The sequence below is a fragment of the Ectopseudomonas toyotomiensis genome (genome assembly GCF_017167985.1).
Classification (GTDB): domain Bacteria; phylum Pseudomonadota; class Gammaproteobacteria; order Pseudomonadales; family Pseudomonadaceae; genus Aquipseudomonas; species Aquipseudomonas toyotomiensis.
Genome location: NZ_CP070505.1, coordinates 3,177,238 through 3,198,196 on the forward strand (window position 1 = coordinate 3,177,238; position 20,959 = coordinate 3,198,196).

Genomic DNA, 20,959 nt, shown 5'->3' on the forward strand with positions numbered 1-20,959 from the left:
GGGGTGGTCGCACGTCGCCTCAGGACTGTGAGTGGCTTGGCGAATTCTTATGCACGGCTCGTCGTCGGCAGGGCGCCTCGGCTATAGTTGTCGGTCTCTGCGCCCCCTGATTCCGGAGCCCGCAATGCCGAACAAAGGACTGCTTCTGGCCTTGGTGCTGACCCTGCTCAGCGCCTGTGATTCTTCTGAACCCCCTGCCACGGTGACCCCCGCTGCCCCTGCTGCGCAACAGCCACAGGCGCCCAAGCCAGCGGTCGACCGCGACGCGCTGGCCAAGCGCTACGCCGGGCGCGAGCTGGAGGTGGTCGACGTTTCCGAGGTGCAGCTCGACGGTGCCAGTGCGCTGTCGGTAACTGTCTCTATTCCGCTGGACCCCGACCAGCCCTTCGCCGAGCGCCTGCACCTGGTCGACAGCACTGCCGGCAAGGTCGACGGCGCCTGGGAGCTGACCGACAACCTCAGCGAGTTGCGCCTGCGCCACCTGGAGCCGCAGCGCAAACTGGTGCTGACCATCGATGCTGGCCTGAAGTCGATCAATGGCGGCAAACTCGCCAAAGAGCATGTCAGCCGTTTCGAAACCCGCGACCTGCAGGCCAGCGTCGGTTTCGCCAGCCGGGGTTCACTGCTGCCGACCCGCCTGGCCGAAGGCCTGCCAGTGATCGCGCTGAACGTCGACAAGGTCAACGTCGAGTTTTTCCGCATCAAGCCCGAGGCGCTGCCGCGCTTTCTGTCGCGCTGGGGCCGGGCCAGCAACCTGGATACCTGGGAAGCCCGCGAACTGCTGCCGATGGCCGATCTGGTCTATGGCGGGCGTTTCGACCTGAACCCTGCGCGCAACACCCGTGAAACCCTGCTGCTGCCTATCGCCGGCCTGGAGCCGTTCAAGCAGCCCGGCGTGTACCTGGCGGTGATGCGCGTCGCCGGCAGCTACAGCTATTCGCAGCCGGCGACGCTGTTTTCCCTGAGCGATATTGGCCTGTCCGCGCATCGCTATCGCGACCGTCTCGACGTCTTCACCCAGGCGCTGGAGGGCGGCAAGGCGCAGTCCGGTGTGCAGCTCGAGCTGCTCGATGGCGATGGCGCGCTGCTGGCCGAAGGCAAGACCGATTCGGCCGGCCATGCGCAACTGCCGCTGCCAGCCAAGGCCCAGGTGCTCCTGGCCAAGCAGGATGAGCAGACCAGCCTGCTGCGCCTGAACAGCCCGGCGCTGGACCTGGCCGAGTTCGACATCACCGGCCCGAAAGCGCACGCCCTGCAGTTCTTCGTGTTTGGTCCGCGCGATCTGTATCGCCCCGGCGAGACCGTATTGCTCAACGGCTTGCTGCGCGATGCCGACGGCAGCCCGGTCAAGGCCCAGCCGGTCAGCGTCGAGGTGCGCCGTCCGGACGAGCAGATAAGCCGCAAGTTCGTCTGGAATGCCGGCGATGATGGTCTCTATCAGTACCAACTGCCGCTCGCCGAAGAGGCCCCGACCGGCCGCTGGCAACTGCTGCTCGACCTCGGTGACGGCAACCCGCAGCTCTACGAATTCCTCGTCGAGGACTTCCTGCCCGAGCGCATGGCCCTGGAGCTCAAGGGCCAGGACCAGCCCTACGCGCCGGGCGACAGCGCCGAGTTTGCGGTGACCGGACGCTACCTCTATGGTGCGCCGGCCGCTGGCAATCGTCTGACCGGCCAGCTCTATGTGCGTCCACTGCGCGAGGCGGTGGCGAGCCTGCCGGGTTACCAGTTCGGCGACATCACCGAGGCCGATCTGAGCCAGGATCAGGAACTCGACGAGGTCAATCTCGACGACCAGGGACGCGCCGTACTGCTTCCGGAAAACCGCTGGGGTGATGCCAAATCGCCGCTGCGTTTGATCCTCCAGGCCAGCCTGCAGGAGTCCGGCGGCCGTCCGATTACCCGCCGCATCATTCAGCCTGTATGGCCCGCCGAGCGTTTGCCGGGGCTGCGCGGCCTATTCGACGGCGAGGAAGTCGACGCCGATAGTCTGGCCGAGTTCGAAATACTGGTGGCCGACGCCGCCGGCAACAAGCTGGCGGCCGACAACCTCAACGTGCGCCTGGTGCGCGAACGCCGCGACTACTTCTGGAGTTTCTCCGACGGTGAAGGCTGGCGTCACAACTACAACGAGAAGTTCCTCACCCTCAGCGATGAGCCGTTGAAGATCAACGCGGGCGGTACCGCCAAGGTCAGCTTCCCGGTGGAGTGGGGCCCGTACCGGGTCGAGGTGGTGGACAGCCAGACCGGTCTGGTCAGCAGCTTGCGCTTCTGGGCCGGCTACCGCTGGCAGGACAACGCCGACGGCGGCGCGGTGCGCCCGGACCAGGTCAAGCTGGCGCTGGACAAGCCTGCCTACGCCGCGGGCGACGTGGCCAAGATCACCGTCACCCCGCCGGCTGCCGGCAACGGCTACCTGCTGGTCGAGTCCAGCGACGGTCCGCTGTGGTGGCAGGAAATCAGCGTGCCGGCTGAAGGCAAGACCTTCGAACTGCCCATCGACGAGAAATGGGCACGCCACGACCTCTACCTCAGTGCTCTGGTGATTCGCCCTGGCGAGCGCAAGGCGCAGGTCACGCCGAAGCGCGCCGTCGGCCTGCTGCACCTGCCACTGGAGCGCGCTCCGCGCAAGCTGGCGCTGAGCCTGGAAGCGCCGGAAAAAATGCGTCCGAAGCAGCCGCTGAAGGTCAAGGTCAGTGCGCGCAACGCCGACGGCAGCATCCCCGACAAGGTGCATGTGCTGGTCGCCGCGGTGGACGTGGGCATCCTCAACATCACCAGCTACGCCACGCCCGATCCTTTCGCCAACTTCTTCGGGCGCAAGGCCTATGGCGCTGACCAGCTGGATATCTACGGTCAGCTGATCGAAGCGCAGGGGCGTGTTGCCAGCCTGGCCTTCGGCGGTGACGCCGGCCTCACCGCCGGTGGCAAGCGCCCGGATACCAGCGTGCTGATCGTCGCGCTGCAGAGCGATGCACTGAAGCTCGACGACAGAGGGGAAGGTGAAGTCAGCCTGGATATCCCCGACTTCAATGGCGAGCTGCGTCTGATGGCGCAGGCCTGGACCGACGAGCGCTTCGGCATGGCCGAAGCCAAGACGGTGGTCGCAGCGCCGCTGATTGCCGAACTGTCGATGCCGCGCTTCCTCGCCGGTGGTGATGAAACCACCCTGGCGCTGGACCTGACCAACCTGTCCGGCAGCGAGCAGAAGCTCGATGTGCAACTGGGCGTTGAAGGCCAACTGCGTCTGCTCGGCAAGGGTGAATCGCCGATCAGCCTGAAGGATGGCGAGCGCACCACCCTGCGTATTCCGGTACGCGCCGAGGGCGGTCTGGGCCAGGGCCGTATCCATGTCGAGGTGCAGGGCCTGGTGCTGCCGAATGAGGCGCTGGGTGATTTCAGCCGTGAGTGGACACTGGGCATCCGTCCGGCTTACCCGGCGCAGTTGCAGCACTTCCGCGCGGTACTGGGGGAGGGCGAGCCCTGGAGCCTGCCGGCGGGCACCCTCAATCAGTTCGAGCCTGCTGGCCTGGAGGCCGTGCTGGCGCTGTCGAGCCGACCGCCGCTGAATCTCGGCGAGCAGATTCGTGCGCTCAAGGCTTACCCCTACGGTTGCCTGGAGCAGACCACCAGTGGCCTGTACCCGTCGCTGTATGCCGATGCTGCCAGCCTCAAGCGCCTCGGCCTGGAAGGCGAGCCGGACGAGCAGCGGCGCAAGAGCATCGAGCTGGGCATCGAGCGTCTGCTCGGCATGCAGCGTCACAATGGCGGCTTCGGCCTGTGGAGCGCCGAGAGTGAAGAGGAATACTGGCTCACCGCCTACGTCACCGACTTCCTCCTGCGCGCCCGCGAGCAGGGCTTTGGCATACCGGCCGAGGCGCTGAAGAAGGCCAGTGATCGCCTGCTGCGCTACCTGCAGCAGAGCAGCCTGATCGAGGCCAGCTACAGCCAGGACTTCGCCCACACCCGCTTCGCCGTGCAGGCTTACGCGGGCTACGTGCTGGCACGCAGTCAGCAGGCCCCGCTGGGCGCGCTGCGCAGCCTGTTCGACCGGCGCAGCGAGGCGCGCTCCGGCCTGCCGCTGGTACAACTGGCCGCCGCACTAAAGCTGATGGGCGATGCGCCGCGTGCCGAGCAGGCGTTGAATCAGGGCTTGATCCAGCAGCGCGATGGCGAACGTTGGATGGCCGATTACGGCAGTCCGCTGCGCGACCAGGCGCTGATCCTCGCCCTGCTGGAAGAGCACGACCTGGCTGCGGGCCAGCGTGAGCAGCGCCTGTTCAACCTGGCCGATGAGCTGGCTGGCCAGCGCTGGCTGTCGACCCAGGAGCGCAATTCGCTGTTCCTCGCCGGTCGCGGCATTCTCGGCAAGCCGGAGCAGGCTTGGAGCGCTGCGCTTACCAGCGGCGCCTTCCAGTTCGAGCTGAGCAACCAGCAGCCCGGCATCAAGCTGGAGCGTGGCGAACTGGCCGAACCGCTTAGTGTGAGCAACGCCGGCAGCGCCACGCTGTATCAGCAACTGACCCTGTCCGGTTACCCGACTCAGGCGCCGCGCGCCGGTGGCGAGAACCTCAGCATCGAGCGCGAGTACCTTGGCATGGACGGCCGTCCGCTCGATCTACAGCGTCTGGACAGCGGTGAGCTGGTACTGGTGCACCTGGCTGTGCGGGCCAAGCAGCGCGTACCGGACGCGCTGGTGGTGGACCTGCTGCCGGCTGGCCTGGAGCTGGAGAACCAGAACCTGGCGCAGAGCGCGGCGAGCCTCGATGACGCTGGTAGCAACGTCAAGGAATGGCGCCGCTCCATGCAGAACGCGCGGATCAAGCACCAGGAATATCGCGGTGATCGCTACGTGGCGGCGGTGGACGTGGAAGGCTACGGCACTACCCATCTGCTCTATCTGGCCCGCGCCGTGACGCCTGGCAGCTATCGGGTACCGCCACCGCAGGTGGAGTCCATGTACCGGCCGAGCTGGCAGGCGCTGGGCAGTGCGCCGGAAGGGATGGTGGTGCGGGGCCGGTAAGAGCGGCCCTCTCCCCAGCCCTCTCCCATGAATGGGAGAGGGAGCCGATCATGTCAGCTGTCAGATGTGCGTCACACGGCTTGCAAGGCAGGGTGCACTCGGTATCAGGCTTACCTCATATCGCTCCCCTCTCCCGCTTGCGGGAGAGGGGCTGGGGGAGAGGGCAAAAAAGGTTCAAGGAGGAACCATGACCTTACTCGACAACGCCAAACGCCTGCGCCGCCAGATGACCGATGCCGAGCAACGGCTCTGGTATTACCTGCGTGCTCACCGCTTCCTGGGCCTGAAGTTCAAACGGCAAAAACCCATTGGCCCCTATATCGTCGACTTCATCTGCACCGAAAGCTGGCTGGTCATCGAACTGGACGGTGGCCAACACCAGCAGCAGACGGAATACGATCAACATCGTGAGCGTTATCTGGAGACTCGAGGCTATCGTGTGCTGCGTTTCTGGAATCATCAGGTGCTGGCCGAAACGGAGGCGGTACTTGAACAGATTCGCCAAGTTGCTCGTCCTGATGAATAGGTGCGGCTTCGTTGTGGGCGGGTGTTGATATGACTGATGCCAAACGCCGAACGGCTCCCCTCTCCCGCTTGCGGGAGAGGGGCTGGGGGAGAGGGCAGCGAGCGCTCCTTATCCTCCTGCTTCCCCTCGTCCTGCTCTGGCTAGCCGACCGCCTGTTCCCGCTGCCTCTGCCCGAAGACGACCTGGCTCGCGTCGTGCTGGCCGAGGACGGCACGCCGCTGTGGCGCTTCGCCGACCACGACGGCGTATGGCGTTACCCGGTGACGCCCGAAGAAGTCTCACCCTATTACCTCGAAGCCCTGCTGACCTACGAGGACCGTTGGTTCCGCCAGCACCCCGGCATCAATCCACTGGCATTGGGGCGCGCGGCCTGGCAGAACCTCACCGGCGGGCGCGTGGTGTCCGGCGGCAGCACGCTGTCGATGCAGGTGGCGCGGCTGCTCGATCCGCATGGCCGTGACCTGCCAGGCAAGCTCAAGCAACTCTGGCGCACCGCACAGCTGGAGTGGCACCTGTCCAAAGACGAAATCCTCACCCTGTATCTCAATCGTGCGCCCTTCGGCGGCACTCTGGAGGGCGTCGCGGCGGCGAGCTGGAGCTACCTGGGCAAGCCGCCAAGCCAGCTCACCCGCGCCGACGCCGCGCTGCTCGCCGTGCTACCGCAGGCCCCCAGCCGCTTGCGCCCGGACCGCCACCCCGAGCGCGCCCAGGCCGCGCGTGACAAGGTGCTGCGGCGCCTGGGCGAATTTCAGGTATGGCCGCAGACCCTGGTGGACGAAGCGCTGGAGGAACCGGTGTTCCTCGCCCCGCGCCGTGAGCCGAGCCTGGCTCCGTTGCTGGCGCGGCGGCTGAACCGCGTCGGCAGTCCGCCGCTGATTCGCACTACGCTGGATGCCGGTTTGCAGCTGCGCCTGGAGGATCTGCTGCTCGGCTGGCGCGCGCGCCTGCCCGAGCGCACCTCGGCGGCGATCCTGGTGGTGGAGCACGAAAGCATGGCCGTGCGCGCCTACCTGGGTTCGGTGGATATCGCTGACACCGCGCGCTTCGGTCACGTCGACATGGTGCGCGCCCTGCGCTCGCCTGGTTCGACGCTCAAGCCCTTTCTCTACGGCATGGCCCTGGATGCCGGGCTGATTCACTCCGAGTCGCTGCTGCAGGACGTGCCGCGGCATTACGGCGACTACCGCCCCGGCAACTTCGCCGCCGGCTTCATCGGCCCGGTGTCGGCCAGCGAGGCACTGGCCACCTCGCTTAATCTGCCAGCCGTGCAACTGCTCGAAGCCTATGGGCCGAAGCGCTTCGCCGGCGAGCTGCGCAGTGCCGGCGTGCCGATTCGCCTGCCGGCGCTGGCCGAGCCGAACCTGGCGCTGATCCTGGGGGGCGGCGGCTCGCGCCTTGAGTCGCTGGTGGCTGGCTACAGCGCCTTCGCGCGAGGTGGCACGGCGGCCAAGCCTCGCCTACAGCCGGGTGATGAGCTGCGCGAACGGCGCCTGCTGTCGCCCGGCTCAGCCTGGATCATCAGGCGCATTCTCAGCGGTCAGGCACGGCCTGATCGTGACCCACGCGCACAACTGGCGCAGCGCCCGACCCTGGCCTGGAAGACCGGCACCAGCTACGGCTTTCGCGATGCCTGGGCCATCGGCGTCGGCCCGCGCCATCTGATCGGTATCTGGATCGGCCGCCCGGACGGCACCCCGGTGCCCGGCCAGTTCGGCCTGGCCTCGGCCGCGCCGCTGCTGCTGCAGGTGCATGATCTGCTGGTCAATCGCGACAGCCAACGCGGCATCGCTGCACCGGCCGACCCGCAGCCGGCCGAGGTCGGCGTGGCCGCCATCTGCTGGCCGTTGGGCCAGCCAATGAGCAAGGACGATCCCAACTGCCGTCGCCTGCGCTTTGCCTGGACGCTGGAAGGCACCACGCCCCCCACGTTGCTGGCAGCCGATCAGCCATTGGGTAGCGGCCTGCGCGAGCGCTATTGGCTCAATGCTGAAGGGCGGCGCGTTGGTCCAGGTTGTTCCGGGGCCGAGGCGCGTGAACTGGCCTTGTGGCCAGCGCCATTGGAACCCTGGCTGCCACGCCGTGAGCAGCGCACGGCACGATTGCCGAGCGTCGATCGAAGCTGCCCGCCACCGCGCAGCAGCCAGGTGGCGCCGCTGTCCATCGTCGGGGTGCGCGATGGTGATCGTCTGCGTCGCCCGCAAGGCAATCACGAGCCACTGCGGCTCAGCCTTTCGGCGCTAGGGGGAAGTGGCCGGCGCTGGTGGTTCCTCGATGGCCGACCGCTGGGTGACACTGCGCTGGATGCGCCCTTCAACCATGCCTTCGACAGCGGCAGGCATCAACTGAGCGTGCTCGACGAGGGTGGCCAGACCGCTCGTCTGGAATTCAGCGTAGGGCCGTGACGCGACTCGCTGGCGGTGTGCGAGTGCCGACCGCTCTGGCCTGAGCCCTGATCATCCCTGCAAATAATGCCGCCTAGAGCGAATAAAGCTTGGTCGTGAGCCGCCGATATGAAATCTGGCGGTAACCGATTTGCAATTTGTGTACATTTTTGTATCCAATTGTTCGGCGAGCTCAAAATAATAACCGGGAGAAGCCTCCATGCGCCTCTGGCAACGCAGTATTCAGTGGCAGTTGATCCTCAGCATGGGCGCTGCCCTGTTGGCCAGTATTCTAATCGTCGTCGGCATCTACTCGGCGGTGGTCAATCGCCTGACCGAGCGCTACCTGATTGAGGAGGCCTTGCCGGCGCGGGTGCTGGCGATCCGCAACGATCTGGAACGCGTTCTCACCGCACCGATCACCGCCAACGCCTCGATTGCCGAGAACAGCCTGGTACAGGACTGGTTGGCCGCTGGCGAGGACGCGGCCCGGCGTGACGAGTTCGCGCGCTATCTGGAGGGCGTGCGCGCCCAGCAGAACGCCATGACCACTTCCATCGTCGCTCTGGCCAGTGGCAACTACACCACCGGTGAAGGGCTGATGCGTACCCTCGATCGCAGTCAGGCCGAAAACCAGTGGTTCTATCGCCTGGTCGACAGCGACCGTGATCGGGTGCTGGAAATCGATATCGACAAGACCACGCGGCTGCCCACGCTGTTCATCAACCAGCGCATCAAGCACGGTGGCAAGACCCTTGGTGTTTCCGGCCTGGGCTACAACCTGGCGGACATGTCGAAGATGATCAGCGAATTCCGCTTCGGCGAGCGCGGCCAGGTGTTTCTCATCGACAGCCAGGGCAGCATCAAGGTGCACCCGCGTTCGGAGCTGAGTGGCAGTGGCAAGCTCGCCGAACTCTTCGGCGCCGATGCCAGCCGTCAGGTGCTTGCAGGCGATAGCCGGGCGGTACGTTTCGAGCGTGATGGCGAGACCTTTCTCGCCGTGGCGCAGAGGTTCGCCAGTATCGACTGGCTGCTGGTCAGCGAAGTGCCCGAGGGCGAAGTCTACGCCGAGGCGCGGCAGGCGCTACTGATGACCAGCCTGATCGGTGTGGCCGTGGCACTGTTGTTCCTGGGGCTGGTGGTGCTACTGGCTCGCGGCCTGGTGCGGCCGATCCGTCAGGTGACTCAGGCGCTAGTGGAGATCGGTGGCGGCGGTGGCGACCTGACGCGGCGCCTGGATGAATCGCGGGCCGATGAGCTGGGTGACCTGGCGCGGGGTTTCAACCGCTTTCTCGCCAGTCAGCGCGATCTGATCGGCGATGTGCTGGCCACCAGCGAGCGACTGCGTACCGCGGTCGGCCAGGTGGCGCGGGTGGTGGAGAACACTGCAGGGCGTGCTGTGCAACAGCAGGAAATGACCGACATGGTGGCCACCGCCGTGCACGAAATGGGCCTGACCGTGCAGGAGATCGCGCGCAACGCCAGCAACGCCGCGCAGTCCTCACACAGCGCGCGCGACGAGGCGCAGAGTGCGCGTCAGGTGGTGGGCCAGTCCATCGCCCATATCGAGCGCATGTCCGCCGATATTGGCAGCGCGGCGGGAGCGGTGACCGAATTGGCCGAGCAGGTCGCGTCGATCGATCAGGTGCTGGCGGTGATCCGCGGTATTTCCGAGCAGACCAATCTGCTGGCGCTCAACGCGGCCATCGAAGCCGCGCGCGCCGGGGAGATGGGGCGCGGTTTCGCCGTGGTCGCCGACGAAGTGCGTACCCTGGCCAGCCGCACCCAGGCCTCCACCGACGAGATCCAGCAGATGATTCAACGCCTAAAGCAGGGCGCCGAAACTGCCGTCAGCTCCATGCACGCGGGGCAATCGGCCACCGGTACCGGCGTCGAATCCAGTCAGCGCACCGGGCAGTCGCTGGGCGCCATCACCGAGCAGGTCGAGCGCATCAGCGACATGAACACTCAGGTGGCCGCGGCGACCGAAGAACAGAGCTCGGTGACCGAGGAAATCAATCGCAACGTGCAGGGCATCGCCGACCTGGCGCACGCCACTGCTGGTGAGGTGCGCGTCTGCCGTGAGGATTGCCAGACCCTTAGCCGCCTGGCTGATGATCTGGCCGGGCAGATGGGCAAATTCAGGCTGTAGTCCTGAGGTCCGTTCTCAGTGATCGGCTGCAACCAGGCGGTTGCGGCCCTCGCGTTTGGCGCGATAGAGCGCACCGTCGACGCGCTTGAAGAAGGCATCGGCGTCGCCGTCATGACTGCTGCTGAAACAGCCGACGCCCAGACTGGTGGTCAGCTCCAGGCGCTGGCCGGCCAGCATCAGGCCTTCTGTTTCCAGTTCCTGGCGAAAGTGTTCGGCCAGATCCCACGCCTGGGCCAGGGTGGTGCCCGGCAGCAGTACGCCAAATTCTTCGCCACCCAGACGCAGCAGTGCGTCGGCATCACGGCGAAACACCTGGCGCATGCGTTCGGCGAAGGCGCTCAGGCAGGCATCGCCACCGGCGTGGCCGTGTTCGTCGTTGACCTTCTTGAAGAAGTCGATATCCATGAGCACCAGTGACAGCGGCTCGCCCTGGCGTACCGCATTGGCCACCAGGCTGGGGAACAGGTTGTTGAACTGATAGCGGTTGCCCAGCTGGGTCAGGCTGTCGGTGCGGCTGAGCAGATCGAGCTGACTCTGCTGCTCCAGCAGCTTCAGCTCCAGATCGAGGGTGGCGCGGTATTCACGGTGATTTCGCCCCAACACCAGAATCAGATAGCCGAGGTAGAAGGTCAGGGTGATCAGCATCGCATGCTTCTGCTGCCAATTCAGCGCCATCACTGTCAGGCCCGGCAGGTAGAGCAGGGCCAGCGCCAGCAGGGCGCAGCCGCGGCGCATGGCGAAGTTGAAGGTCATTGCCGTGGCGAAGGCTACCGTGGCCAGGGTGGCGATCATTTCCGAGTCATTGTAGGCGTCGCTGTACACCGCCAGCGCATGGGCCTGGCCCCAGCACAACGAAGTCAGGAGGATCAGACCCCAGTGACGATCCAGCCAGCACTGCAACTGTTCAGGGCTGTCGAGGCCATCGGGGCGGTGCAGCAGGCGCGCAGCCAGGAGTACGACGAACACCGTGCAGCCCAGCACGCCGCTGACCATCAGGCTGCCCGGTGCCGCACTGAATACCCAGGTCAGCAGCCAGGCGAGGACGTAGAAGAAACCTCCCAGGCGCGTACGGATGCGAGTGTCATCCACTTCACGCCACAGGGCGAAGGTATTGGGCTGGCGCGGTACTTCGGCGTCGGTCATTTTTGTGATCACAGAATGCTCTCGTGTGAGCATAGCGCTTTTTGATTGCAGCAAGGGTGTCGATTGGCCAGCATCCTGTGCCGTTCGGTTCTCAACACCTTGTTACCTTTGCCGCCCGTTCGCAGCGAACCCACCGCTCTGTAGGCAGTCAGACCCGAGGCTTTGCTGTCTCGAACGACTGCAACAAATCCGCCGCACACTGCCCCATCCACCTTCATGCGAGCGCTACGCGATGATGTCCGCAGCCAAGGGGATGCTTGGAAAGCTTCCTGTTCTGAGTCCATGGACATGGGCGTTGCTGCTGGGGGCCGTGCTGGCTGCCTACCAGATGAACGCGATGCACCTGGACGACCGTCTCTATTTCTGGATCACGACGTCCTGGCATCAGGATGACTGGGCTAAACGTAGTCTGTGGCTACCGGAGTATCGGGTCGAGGTCGATGCCAAGCCGGTCGTCGGCGTTTCCGATAATTTCTCTGGTCTTAGCTATGACGACGACCGCCATCAGATCTGGGCCGTGCTCAACAACCCGGAGCAATTGCTGAGGCTGAGCGTCGATGGCGAGGTTTTGGGCCGCTATCCCCTGCATGGCTTTCAAGATGTCGAGGGTGTGACCTACCTCGGTGATGACCTGTTGCTTCTGGCCGAGGAACGCAAGCATGCGTTGGTCGCAGTATCTGTGCCGCACCGTGAGGGTACCTTGCTGCGTGCCGATTATCGCGCACTGACCCTTGGCATCGATCTGAGTGGCAACCAGGGCTTTGAAGGGCTCGGCTACGACCGGGCTGGCGACCGTCTGTTCGTCGTCAAGGAACACTCACCGCGCAAGCTCTATGAGATTCGTGGTCTCAAACGCAGCCTGCAGGGCGAGTTCGGCCTTGAAGTGATCGATCGCCAGGACTGGATAGATCACCGGATATTCGCGAGCGATCTATCGTCTGTACATTTCGATGAGCGCACTGGCCACCTGGTGTTGCTGAGCGATGAATCGCGCTTGCTGATTGAACTGGGCAAAGATGGGCAACTGATCAGCTTCCGTTCCCTGCTTCGAGGTTTCGCAGGGTTGCGTGGCAGTGTGCCGCAGGCCGAAGGTGTCACCTTCGATGCACAGGGAAATCTTTACCTGGCCAGCGAACCCAATCTCTTCTACCGGCTGCAACGCCAATGACTTTTCACCCCCGGCGGATCAGCCAGATGCCGGCAACAATCAGCAGCAAGCCCGCCACCTTGCTGAAGGTTATCGGCGCTTCACGAAAGCCTGCCCAGCCGAAATGATCGAGGGTGATGGCCATGGCCAGCTGCCCGGCGATCACCAGCACCATGAACAGCAGCGCGCCCACGCGTGGTCCGGCGAAGGCGGCGGTGGCGATGAAGAATGCGCCGAGCAGGCCGCCGCTCCAGTGCCACCAGGTCAGCTCCTTGAGTGCACCAGGCCCGGGCATCTCGCGCTGGCTCAGGGTCATCAGCAACAACGCCAGGCTACCGACGGCAAAGGAGATCAGCGCCGCGGCGAAGACGCTGGACAGATGGCGGGCGAGTTGGCCGTTGATGCCGGCCTGCAATGGCAGTACCGCACCGGCGAGGAAGGGCAGGGCCAGCAGCCAGCCACTGATGTGGTTCATGGGTAACTCCAGCGAGGAAGGGAGGATGGGGCGAGGCGTTACGGCAGGGCTTTTTCCAGTTGCACCAGCGCCACGCGGCTGCCATTCGGGCCTCGGCGTTCGACGATGCCGACGGTCTGGTAGCCGAGGCGGGTGTAGAGCAGCAGGCCGCCAGCGTTGGCGTTGAAGCAGGACACCTTCATCAGCGGCGCCTTGTAGCGTTCGCGGGCGATCTGTTCCATCACTTCCACCAAGTATTGAGCCACGCCCTGGCTGCGCGCCCAGGGCGCCACCATCAGGTTGCCAAGGGCACAGAACTCGCTGTGTTGCCATTGGTAGAAGTTGGCGAAACCGGCGACTTTCCCATCCAGTTCCACCACGGTGCTTTCGCGCCGTTCGGCGATGGCGGCGGCGAGCTGGCCGACGTTGAGCGGCCAGATGGCCTTGGGGTAGCAGAAGAACAGTTCATCGATGTTCTGCGGGAAGCCGACCACGTCGCCCAGGTCGGTGGCCGTGGCCGGGCGGTGTTGCAGGTGTGCGTTCAAGCCGGGTGGTCCTTGTTCAGCGCGGTGGATATTGCGAGAGCACCTGGGTAACGGTTTCGCGGATCGCTCGTTCGCGTTCGGCCGGCGTCGGTGGTTGGCTGCGCATGACCTGCTCACCGCTGCCGCGCCAGACCAGTTTGCCGTCTTTGGCGTCGTACAGGTCGATCTGCAGGGTCGCGACCTTGTAGTCCACGCGGCGCGTTTCGGTGAAAGCCGGGCCGCCCCAATAGCCACCCCAATAGCCGCCCCAGCCACCGCCGTACTGGGTGGTGATCTGATCCTGGCGCTCGTCGACGATCAGTACGCTCTGGACTTTCAGGTCACCGTTGCCGTCGGCTGCCTGGCGCAGGCCGCGTTGGTCGAGTTGTTCGGCGACGGCCTGGCTGATGCGCGCCTCGGTGATATCGCTCTTCAGGCGCGCATCATTGGGTTGGTAGGCGAGCTTGTCGTCCATCCAGCTCCAGCTGCGGTAGGCGCCGAAGTCGCGGCTGGGGTCGAAGTCGCGCTCCAGGCTGACGCTGGCGCAGCCACTCAGCAGCAGGGCCAGGATCAGGTAGGACAGGTTACGCATGATGCTCTCCGGGGCGGTCGATCAATAGGGGGGATAGCCGTCCAGCGCGCTGCGGATGGCCGCGCGCATGGCGTCGGCCTGCGCCGCCTGGTCCTTGCCGGCCACGGCTTCGCCGCTGCCTGACCAGACCACCTGGCGGTCGCGTGGGTCGATCAGTTCGATGCGCACTACCGCTACTTTCTGTTCGTAGGTGCGCATGATAGGGACACTACCGTAGGCGCCGTAGCGGCGGTCCCAGTGGCTGCCGGTGCCGTAGTAGCCACCGACGTTGTCCTGATATTGGCGCAGGCGGATTTCCTGGCTGATACGGGCGTTGACCAACACGTCGCCGGGACCATTGAGTGCCGGACGTAGGCCGTACTGGTCGAGGCCGGCGCTGACGCTGTCGGCCAGTTGATCACCGCCTGGCGCACGGCCATCCAGCCAACTCCAGCTGCGGTAGCGGCCGTAGTCGCGCGGTGCCGCTGGATAGGCGCTGCGGTCGAAGGTCGTCGCCGCGCCAGGCGGTGCTGGTGGCATCGGCAGTGATTCGGCCTGGTACGGGTTCTGGCTCTGGCAGGCGGCCAGCAGCGGCAGGATGAATATGGCTATGGCGGTGCGCATGGTTGTCTCCGTAGTCGCGCGCGACATCCCCGATGGCTTCAGGCTACGCCGGACTGCCGGCTTCGTCCAACGCGCTCAGCGTGGTCGGCAGATCCAGTGCAGGTAGCGACCCAGGCCGGCGAAGCTGGGGTGGCGGCGGTGCGCCAGTTCCATTTCCAGCAGGTCGATCAGTTCGGCCTTGGCCTGAAATTGCGGCGGCATGTAATCGTGGAATACGCGTACGCCGCTACGGCTTTCGACCTGCCAGTAGGCCGCGAGTTGCGTGGCCAGTTCGCGTGGGTCGACCGGTCGCTGTGGGGTCAGGCTCTGTTTCTCGCCGGCGAAGTGTTCCTTGCGCAGCTTGCGAAAATGGCCCTTGAGCAGGTTGCGGTAGATCAGCGCGTCCTTGTTGTAGAAGGCCAGCGACAGCCAGCCATCTTTGGCCGTCAGTTGGTGCAGCACCGGCAGGATGGCTGCCGGCTCGGCCAGCCACTCCAGTACGGCGTGGCACAGCACCAGATCGAAGGGCTCTTGCAGTTGGCCGAGCAGTTCCTGCCAGGGCGCCTGGATGAACGTGGCGTTCTGGCCTGCTTCTGCAAAACGCTGGCGCGCACCTTCGAGCATGGGTTCGGCAGGCTCGGCCAGGGTAATCTGGTGACCACGCTGGGCCAGCCACAGGCTCATATGACCCAGGCCGGCACCTGCGTCCAATACGCGTAGCGGGCGATCCGGCAGCGCCTCGGCCAAATCGGCCTGCAGCACGGCGAGGCGGATGGCACCCTTGGCGCCGCCGTAGATCTTCTCGGCGAAGCGGGTCGCGAGTTCGTCGAAGTGGCGGTCGCTCATTTGAGGAAGCGCCGTTCGTTGTCGGCGAGCTTGTCGAGCACCGCCTGATTCATGTCGATACCCAGTTCACTGCACAGCTGCAGGAGATAGAGCACCACGTCAGCCACTTCCTGGCCGGCATGGGCGAGCTGTTCGGCAGGCAACTGGCGCGACTGCTCCTCGCTCAGCCACTGGAAGATTTCCACCAGCTCGGCCATCTCTACGCTGGCGGCCATGGCCAGGTTCTTCGGGCTCTGGTAACGGCGCCAGTCGTTGTGATCGCGAATGGCGTGCATGCGGGCGGTGAGTTCAGCAAGGTTCATGGTACGGCTCCGTTCGAGCCGCATAGCTTCGGCTTGAACGGGGCGCGCTGCAAGTTACCGAGTGCTTTTATCCACTTGTAGGATCGGCTTCAGCCGCGATCCATTTCGCGGCTGAAGCGGAATGCCGCCCAGCCGCTCCTACAGGAAGTGGAGATCAGCTTTCCAGCGGCTGCCAGCTACCGGCCATATGCGGCGTGTCGTTCTCGCCGATCAGGCGAAACTGGCCGCTCGGGCCAGGCTCGCTGGCTTGCAGGGCCACGTGGGTGGGCAGCAGCACCGGCTTCTGGAAACGCACCTCGACCACGTAGCCGGCCTGCGGCAGGTGGGCATGCAGGGCCGCCAGGCTGCGCGCCTTGTTCCACAGGCCATGGGCGATGGCGCGCGGGAAGCCGAACAGGCGCGCCGTTGCGGCGTACAGGTGGATCGGGTTGTAGTCGCCGGCCACACGCGCGTAGCGCCGGCCGGTATCGGCAGGCGCGTCCCAGTCTGCCAGTGGTGTCAGTTCCAGCGGCGGCTGTTCGGCGCGCAGTGGCGCCTGCCCTTCGAGACGCAGGGCGCGGCAGAGAATGCGGCTGTCACCTTCCCAAAGCAGGCCGAGCTGATCTTCCAAGCGGGTGATCAGGCTGAAGGTGGCGCCCTTGTCGTGCGGTTGCAGGTCGGTGACCTGCACGCTGATCTGGAACGGCCCCAGCCCACCCAGTGGACGCAGCACACGGATACGATTTTCCAGATGCACCAGGCCCAGCAGCGGGAAGGGAAAGCGGCGGTCGGTGAGCAACTTCATCTGCAGGCCGAACGCGAGCACATGCGGATACATCGGCGGCAGGTACGGGCTGTTTTCGATGGTACACACCTGGCGATAGCGCGCCAGGTGCTGCGGCTCCACCTCAACACGGCAGCGCAGACCGATATTCGGTAACTTTCGGCCAGTCACCTTGCGACGCAGGGCTGCGCGCAGGAACAGGCCAGGCAGGGCAGGTGGTGTATCGAGATCGAGCCAGTCGATGGCCATCGGCGAACTCCTTGGCGGATGAATGACAGCAGCTTAACCCTCAGACCCGCGCTGGCATTGGCTGTTCTGCCCAGCGTGTGGGCAGGCTAGCCAATCCGTCTGCGACGTGGTTTGCGCGCGGCGGCTCGCTGCCCCTGGTAGGTCTTTGAAGAACGTCGGCGAGGCAGGCAAGACAAGGCAAAAACGGGCGAGAAAGCGCAGTTTACGTGGTGTAAATGAGCATTTTTAGGCCGTTTTTAACGCAGAATTGCCAACGTAGGTAGTTCTTCAATGGCCTGCTAAGATGGCGCCGCTCACGAAAAACGCTCACTAATAAGAAGAACAGCAGGAATCATGCGTGACCTGACCGACGATGTGGCGCTGATGCGCCCGGTAATCGATGCCCTGCGTGCCAGCGGAACCGATCCTGACCGCGTGCTGGTGCGCGTTGGCCTGCCTCCTGGCGGGCTGCCGGCTGGCCGCTTTCCCCATGCGGCCCAGGCCGCGTTCTGGAAGGCTGCCAGCGAAGAGTGTGGCGAGGAGCACGTCGGCCTGTACCTGGCCCAGCACCTGCCCGCCTTCCATGGCCTGCTTCTGGAATACCTGTTTCTCTCCAGCGAAACCTTTGGCGTTGGCTTGCGCCACGCGCTGCGCTACGTGCGCCTGCTCTCCGACACCCTCAGCGCGCGTCTGGACGTGGACGGCGATATGGCCGTGCTGACGTTGGGCGTGGAGGCCGACACGCCGCGTCATTTCCCGGAGATGTTGGCAGGGGCGGTGATCCGCCTGTTCGCGGCCTTGACCGAAAACGATTTCCGCCCACGTGAAGTGCGTTTCATGCATGCCGAGGGCGCATCCGCTGAGCGCTATCAGGCGGTTTATGGCTGCCCGGTGCGCCTCGGCGCCGAGGACTGCGCGCTAGTGTTCGACGCTGCAGTTCTGGACAAGGCTTCGCGCCACGCCGCCCCGGAATTGCTGCGCATGCACGAGTCGCTGGCGCGGCGGCAATTGGCGGAAGTGGAGAGGCTGGACCTGGTGCGCCAGGTGCGAGAGTTGATCGCCGAGTTATTGGTCAATGGCGGCGCCACCCTGGAACAGGTAGCAGCGCGCTTGAACATGCCGGCGCGACGCTTGCGCGAGCGCCTGGCCATGGCTGGGGTGCGTTTCAACGACCTGATCACCGACTACCGCTGTCGCCTGGCCAAGGAGCTACTGCTCAAGACCGACGAGCGCATCGAAGTGATCGTCGAGCGCACTGGCTTCTCCGAGCCGAGCACGTTCTACCGCGCGTTCAAGCGCTGGGTCGGGGAAACGCCGGTGGAGTTTCGCAAACGGGGCAAGATGTGAAGTCGTAGGGTGCGCCCAGGCAGTAGGGTGGGCCGGGCGGCGATCCGCTTCAGCCCACCAGCGCAGCGGTCTCAGGCGCCCAGCAGGCTCTGCCCACACACGCGTAGCACCTGCGCGGTCACCGCGCCCGAGCCCGGTTGGGCGAACCAGGCCACGGCTTCGGCGACATCCTGCGGCAGGCCACCCTGACTCATCGAGTTCATCCGTCGCCCGGCTTCGCGAATGCCCAGCGGAATGGCGGCGGTCATCTGGGTTTCGATGAAACCGGGGGCCACCGCGTTGATGCTGATGCCTTTCTTTGCCAGGGCCGGCGCCCAGGCTTGAGCCAGGCCGATGACGCCGGCCTTGCTCACCGCGTAGTTGGTCTGGCCCATGTTGCCGGCGATGCCGCTGATCGAGGCGATCAGCACCACGCGACCATTGTCGTGCAGCTTGTCGGCGTCCAGCAGCGCCTGGGTCAGCACCTGCGGCGCCTTGAGGTTGACGTCGATCACAGAGCTCCAGAACGCATCGCTCATCTTCGCCAGGGTCTTGTCGCGGGTGATGCCGGCGTTGTGCACAACGATATCCAGGCCCTCGGGTAGCGCCTCGACCAGGCGCTGTGGCGCATCCTCGGCGCAGATGTCCAGGGTCACCGCCTGCCCACCCAGGCGCGCGGCCAACGCCTGCAGCGCATCGGCCGCCTGTGGTACGTCGAGCAGCACCACCTCGGCGCCGTCACGGGCCAGCACTTCGGCGATGGCAGCACCGATGCCGCGCGAGGCGCCGGTGACCAGGGCCTTCTTGCCGGCCAGCGGGCGCGTCCAGTCCTTGACCTGTTCGCCGCAGGCGCCCAGGCGCAGCACCTGGCCGGAGACATAGGCGCTCTTGGGCGAAAGGAAGAAGCGCAGCGCGCCTTCCAGTTGTTGCTCGCCACCCTTGCCGACATAGAGCAACTGCACGCTGCCGCCGCGACGGATTTCCTTGCCCAGCGAGCGGGTGAAACCTTCCAGTGAACGCTGCACGCTGGCGGCGATCGGGTCTTTGATCGACTCGGGCGCACGCCCCAGTACCACCACGCGAGGGCTATTGGCCAACCCCTTGAAGGTGGGCTGGAAGAAATCGCGCAGCTCGATCAGCTGTTCGAAACGGGTCAGGTGGCTGGCGTCGAATACCAGCGCCTTGAGTTTGGGGCCGTGCTCGGCGGTCCAGCGGGGCAGGTCGAGCTGGCCGTCGCGAGCTGAGAACAATTGATCGGTGAGCTTGTTGGCGAAGGGCATCACGGCCTGGAGCAGTTCGCCTTCACCACCGAGCAGCAGGGCGCCGTCCACAGGTCGCACGCGGCCGGCCATCCAGCGTTCCAGGCGCACAGGCGCCGGCAGGCCGAGGGCGCCAACCAGGCGACGGCCGGTGGCGGAGTTGGCGAAAGCGAGGTAACGATCGGACATGAAGGGCTCCTGCGGGCGAATCGAAAGTCGTGTCACTGTACGCGGCAGTTGGCAAAGCGCAATTGACTCTGTCGCCTCACATGCCGGCAAGGCGGCCAATGTTCGCAACTGTCTGAGGTTTAGCCTGTGCGGCCAGAAGGCTACAGTGTCACTCTCATGTTTCTGGGAACCGGCGGACGGGCAATAGTTCGCCACAGGTTTCTTCGATTTCTCGACCAGCAAGGAGTCCTCATGACCCAGTTGCGCCGGGTCGCCATCGTAGGCGGCAACCGTATCCCGTTCGCCCGTTCCAACACCGTCTACGCCAGGGCGAGCAATCAGGAGATGCTGACCAGCGCCCTCGAAGGGCTGGTGGAACGTTTCAATCTGCATGGCGAACGCCTCGGCGAGGTGGTGGCCGGCGCCGTACTCAAGCACTCGCGGGACTTCAACCTGACCCGCGAGTGCGTGCTGGGCTCGCGCCTGGCGCCGGAAACCCCGGCATACGATCTGCAGCAGGCCTGCGGCACTGGGCTGGAGGCGGCGATCCTGGTGGCCAACAAGATCGCCCTCGGGCAGATCGACTGCGGCATCGCCGGCGGTGTTGACACCACGTCCGACGCGCCCATCGGCGTTAACGAAGGGCTGCGTCAGATTCTCCTTGAGGCCAATCGCGGCAAGAGCACTGGCGACAAGATAAAGAGCCTGCTGAAGATTCGCCCGCGCCACCTGGCGCCGCACATTCCGCGCAACGGCGAGCCGCGTACCGGGTTGTCGATGGGCGAGCACTGCGAGCTGATGGCGCAGCGCTGGGCCATCCCGCGTGACGAGCAGGATCAGCTGGCACTGGCCAGTCACCAGAAGCTCGCGGCGTCCTACACCGAGGGTTGGCACGATGACCTGATGACGCCGTTTCTCGGCCTGGCCCGCGACCAGAATCTGCGCCCGGACATCAGCGCCGAGAAGCTCGCCACCCTCAAGCCCTGCTTCGAGCGCGGACCGCGTGGCACGCTGACCCCGGCCAACTCCACGCCGCTGACAGATGGCGCCTCGCTGGTGCTGCTGGCCAGCGAGGAATGGGCCAAGGCCCGCGGCTTGCCAGTGCTGGCTTACCTGCGCGATGGCGAGGCAGCGGCAGTGGATTTCGTCCAGGGCAAGGAGGGCCTGCTCATGGCCCCGGTGTACGCGGTGCCGCGCCTGCTGGCGCGCAATGGCCTGACCCTGCAGGACTTCGACTACTACGAGATCCACGAGGCCTTCGCCGCGCAGGTGCTTTGCACGCTCAAGGCCTGGGAAGACGCCGAGTACTGCAAGGAGCGCCTGGGCCTGGACGCGCCGCTGGGGTCCATCGACCGCAGCAAGATGAACGTCAAGGGCAGTTCGCTGGCTGCCGGCCACCCATTCGCAGCCACTGGCGGACGCATCGTCGCCAATCTGGCCAAGCTGCTGTCGGTAGCTGGAGAGGGGCGCGGTCTGATCTCCATCTGCGCGGCAGGCGGTCAGGGTGTGACCGCAATCCTCGAGCGGTAATCCAATACGGGTG

General features: G+C 65.2%; 16 protein-coding genes. 7 read left to right on the forward strand and 9 right to left on the reverse strand.

All coding sequences use genetic code 11. The features are described 5' to 3' along the window. Positions 1-124 precede the first annotated feature (124 nt). From JWV26_RS14560 to JWV26_RS14575, 4 genes are all read left to right on the forward strand, one after another. Positions 125-5,023 (forward strand): alpha-2-macroglobulin family protein, encoded by a 4,899-nt coding sequence (locus JWV26_RS14560; RefSeq protein ID WP_206417170.1) that lies wholly within the window; start codon positions 125-127, stop codon positions 5,021-5,023. 187 nt (positions 5,024-5,210) lie between these two features. Then, entirely contained in the window at positions 5,211-5,549 is a 339-nt protein-coding gene (locus tag JWV26_RS14565; RefSeq protein WP_206417171.1) for an endonuclease domain-containing protein, read from the forward strand. 29 nt (positions 5,550-5,578) lie between these two features. Beyond that, the gene (gene pbpC / locus JWV26_RS14570; RefSeq protein ID WP_241201219.1) at positions 5,579-7,951 is read left to right on the forward strand and encodes a peptidoglycan glycosyltransferase PbpC; all 2,373 of its coding nucleotides are present in this window, start codon (positions 5,579-5,581) and stop codon (positions 7,949-7,951) included. A 199-nt stretch (positions 7,952-8,150) separates the two neighbouring features. After that, positions 8,151-10,082: a methyl-accepting chemotaxis protein gene (locus tag JWV26_RS14575; protein ID WP_206417172.1), complete on the forward strand. Its 1,932-nt coding sequence runs from the start codon at positions 8,151-8,153 to the stop codon at positions 10,080-10,082. A gap of 15 nt (positions 10,083-10,097) precedes the next feature. On the opposite strand, the gene JWV26_RS14580 is transcribed toward JWV26_RS14575, so the two are convergent. Beyond that, positions 10,098-11,225: a GGDEF domain-containing protein gene (locus tag JWV26_RS14580; protein ID WP_206417173.1), complete on the reverse strand. Its 1,128-nt coding sequence runs from the start codon at positions 11,223-11,225 to the stop codon at positions 10,098-10,100. 232 nt (positions 11,226-11,457) lie between these two features. Between JWV26_RS14580 and JWV26_RS14585 the strand changes: the two genes are divergently transcribed. Then, on the forward strand, positions 11,458-12,393 hold the full coding sequence (locus JWV26_RS14585) for an SdiA-regulated domain-containing protein (RefSeq protein ID WP_206417174.1): 936 nt from the start codon (positions 11,458-11,460) through the stop codon (positions 12,391-12,393). Between the two features lie 4 nt (positions 12,394-12,397). Here JWV26_RS14585 and JWV26_RS14590 read toward each other — a convergent pair whose 3' ends face one another. The 7 genes from JWV26_RS14590 to JWV26_RS14620 all read right to left on the reverse strand — a co-directional run bounded on the left by JWV26_RS14590 (position 12,398) and on the right by JWV26_RS14620 (position 16,684). Continuing rightward, the gene (locus JWV26_RS14590; RefSeq protein WP_206417175.1) at positions 12,398-12,847 is read right to left on the reverse strand and encodes a DMT family transporter; all 450 of its coding nucleotides are present in this window, start codon (positions 12,845-12,847) and stop codon (positions 12,398-12,400) included. 38 nt (positions 12,848-12,885) lie between these two features. Next, a complete protein-coding gene (locus tag JWV26_RS14595) occupies positions 12,886-13,371 on the reverse strand; it encodes a GNAT family N-acetyltransferase (protein ID WP_206417176.1) in 486 nt (161 codons plus the stop codon). Positions 13,372-13,387: 16 nt separating this feature from the next. Further along, a complete protein-coding gene (locus tag JWV26_RS14600; RefSeq protein WP_238597256.1) occupies positions 13,388-13,945 on the reverse strand; it encodes a DUF4136 domain-containing protein in 558 nt (185 codons plus the stop codon). A gap of 18 nt (positions 13,946-13,963) precedes the next feature. After that, positions 13,964-14,545, reverse strand: coding sequence for a DUF4136 domain-containing protein (locus JWV26_RS14605; RefSeq protein WP_072423177.1), 582 nt, complete (start codon positions 14,543-14,545; stop codon positions 13,964-13,966). Positions 14,546-14,620: 75 nt separating this feature from the next. Beyond that, positions 14,621-15,370 carry a methyltransferase domain-containing protein gene (locus JWV26_RS14610; protein WP_206417177.1) on the reverse strand — a complete coding sequence of 250 codons (750 nt, stop codon included), beginning with the start codon at positions 15,368-15,370 and terminating at the stop codon, positions 14,621-14,623. Next, positions 15,367-15,672, reverse strand: coding sequence for a nucleotide pyrophosphohydrolase (locus JWV26_RS14615; RefSeq protein WP_072423175.1), 306 nt, complete (start codon positions 15,670-15,672; stop codon positions 15,367-15,369). The genes JWV26_RS14610 and JWV26_RS14615 overlap by 4 nt, the downstream gene beginning before the upstream one ends. Before the next feature lie 154 nt (positions 15,673-15,826). Beyond that, on the reverse strand, positions 15,827-16,684 hold the full coding sequence (locus tag JWV26_RS14620; RefSeq protein ID WP_206417178.1) for a MaoC family dehydratase: 858 nt from the start codon (positions 16,682-16,684) through the stop codon (positions 15,827-15,829). A 333-nt stretch (positions 16,685-17,017) separates the two neighbouring features. Here JWV26_RS14620 and JWV26_RS14625 point away from each other — a divergent pair, with 333 nt between their 5' ends. After that, entirely contained in the window at positions 17,018-18,010 is a 993-nt protein-coding gene (locus JWV26_RS14625; RefSeq protein WP_074913899.1) for an AraC family transcriptional regulator, read from the forward strand. 71 nt (positions 18,011-18,081) lie between these two features. Here the strand turns inward: JWV26_RS14625 and JWV26_RS14630 are convergent, their stop codons facing one another. Further along, complete coding sequence (locus JWV26_RS14630) at positions 18,082-19,437, reverse strand: 3-oxoacyl-ACP reductase (protein ID WP_072423172.1); 1,356 nt, start codon at positions 19,435-19,437, stop codon at positions 18,082-18,084. Positions 19,438-19,668: 231 nt separating this feature from the next. On the opposite strand from JWV26_RS14630, the gene JWV26_RS14635 reads away from it, so the two are divergent. Next, positions 19,669-20,946: an acetyl-CoA C-acetyltransferase gene (locus JWV26_RS14635; protein WP_206417179.1), complete on the forward strand. Its 1,278-nt coding sequence runs from the start codon at positions 19,669-19,671 to the stop codon at positions 20,944-20,946. The last annotated feature ends 13 nt before the right edge of the window (positions 20,947-20,959 follow it).

Bases quoted from the DNA above. Each gene is read 5' to 3' on its own strand.
- JWV26_RS14560 (WP_206417170.1), top strand. From the start codon at position 125: ATGCCGAACAAAGGACTGCTTCTGGCCTTGGTGCTGACCCTGCTCAGC.
- JWV26_RS14565 (WP_206417171.1), top strand. From the start codon at position 5,211: ATGACCTTACTCGACAACGCCAAACGCCTGCGCCGCCAGATGACCGAT.
- pbpC (WP_241201219.1), top strand. From the start codon at position 5,579: ATGACTGATGCCAAACGCCGAACGGCTCCCCTCTCCCGCTTGCGGGAG.
- JWV26_RS14575 (WP_206417172.1), top strand. From the start codon at position 8,151: ATGCGCCTCTGGCAACGCAGTATTCAGTGGCAGTTGATCCTCAGCATG.
- JWV26_RS14580 (WP_206417173.1), bottom strand. From the start codon at position 11,225: ATGACCGACGCCGAAGTACCGCGCCAGCCCAATACCTTCGCCCTGTGG.
- JWV26_RS14585 (WP_206417174.1), top strand. From the start codon at position 11,458: ATGATGTCCGCAGCCAAGGGGATGCTTGGAAAGCTTCCTGTTCTGAGT.
- JWV26_RS14590 (WP_206417175.1), bottom strand. From the start codon at position 12,847: ATGAACCACATCAGTGGCTGGCTGCTGGCCCTGCCCTTCCTCGCCGGT.
- JWV26_RS14605 (WP_072423177.1), bottom strand. From the start codon at position 14,545: ATGCGCACCGCCATAGCCATATTCATCCTGCCGCTGCTGGCCGCCTGC.
- JWV26_RS14610 (WP_206417177.1), bottom strand. From the start codon at position 15,370: ATGAGCGACCGCCACTTCGACGAACTCGCGACCCGCTTCGCCGAGAAG.
- JWV26_RS14615 (WP_072423175.1), bottom strand. From the start codon at position 15,672: ATGAACCTTGCTGAACTCACCGCCCGCATGCACGCCATTCGCGATCAC.
- JWV26_RS14620 (WP_206417178.1), bottom strand. From the start codon at position 16,684: ATGGCCATCGACTGGCTCGATCTCGATACACCACCTGCCCTGCCTGGC.
- JWV26_RS14625 (WP_074913899.1), top strand. From the start codon at position 17,018: ATGCGTGACCTGACCGACGATGTGGCGCTGATGCGCCCGGTAATCGAT.
- JWV26_RS14630 (WP_072423172.1), bottom strand. From the start codon at position 19,437: ATGTCCGATCGTTACCTCGCTTTCGCCAACTCCGCCACCGGCCGTCGC.
- JWV26_RS14635 (WP_206417179.1), top strand. From the start codon at position 19,669: ATGACCCAGTTGCGCCGGGTCGCCATCGTAGGCGGCAACCGTATCCCG.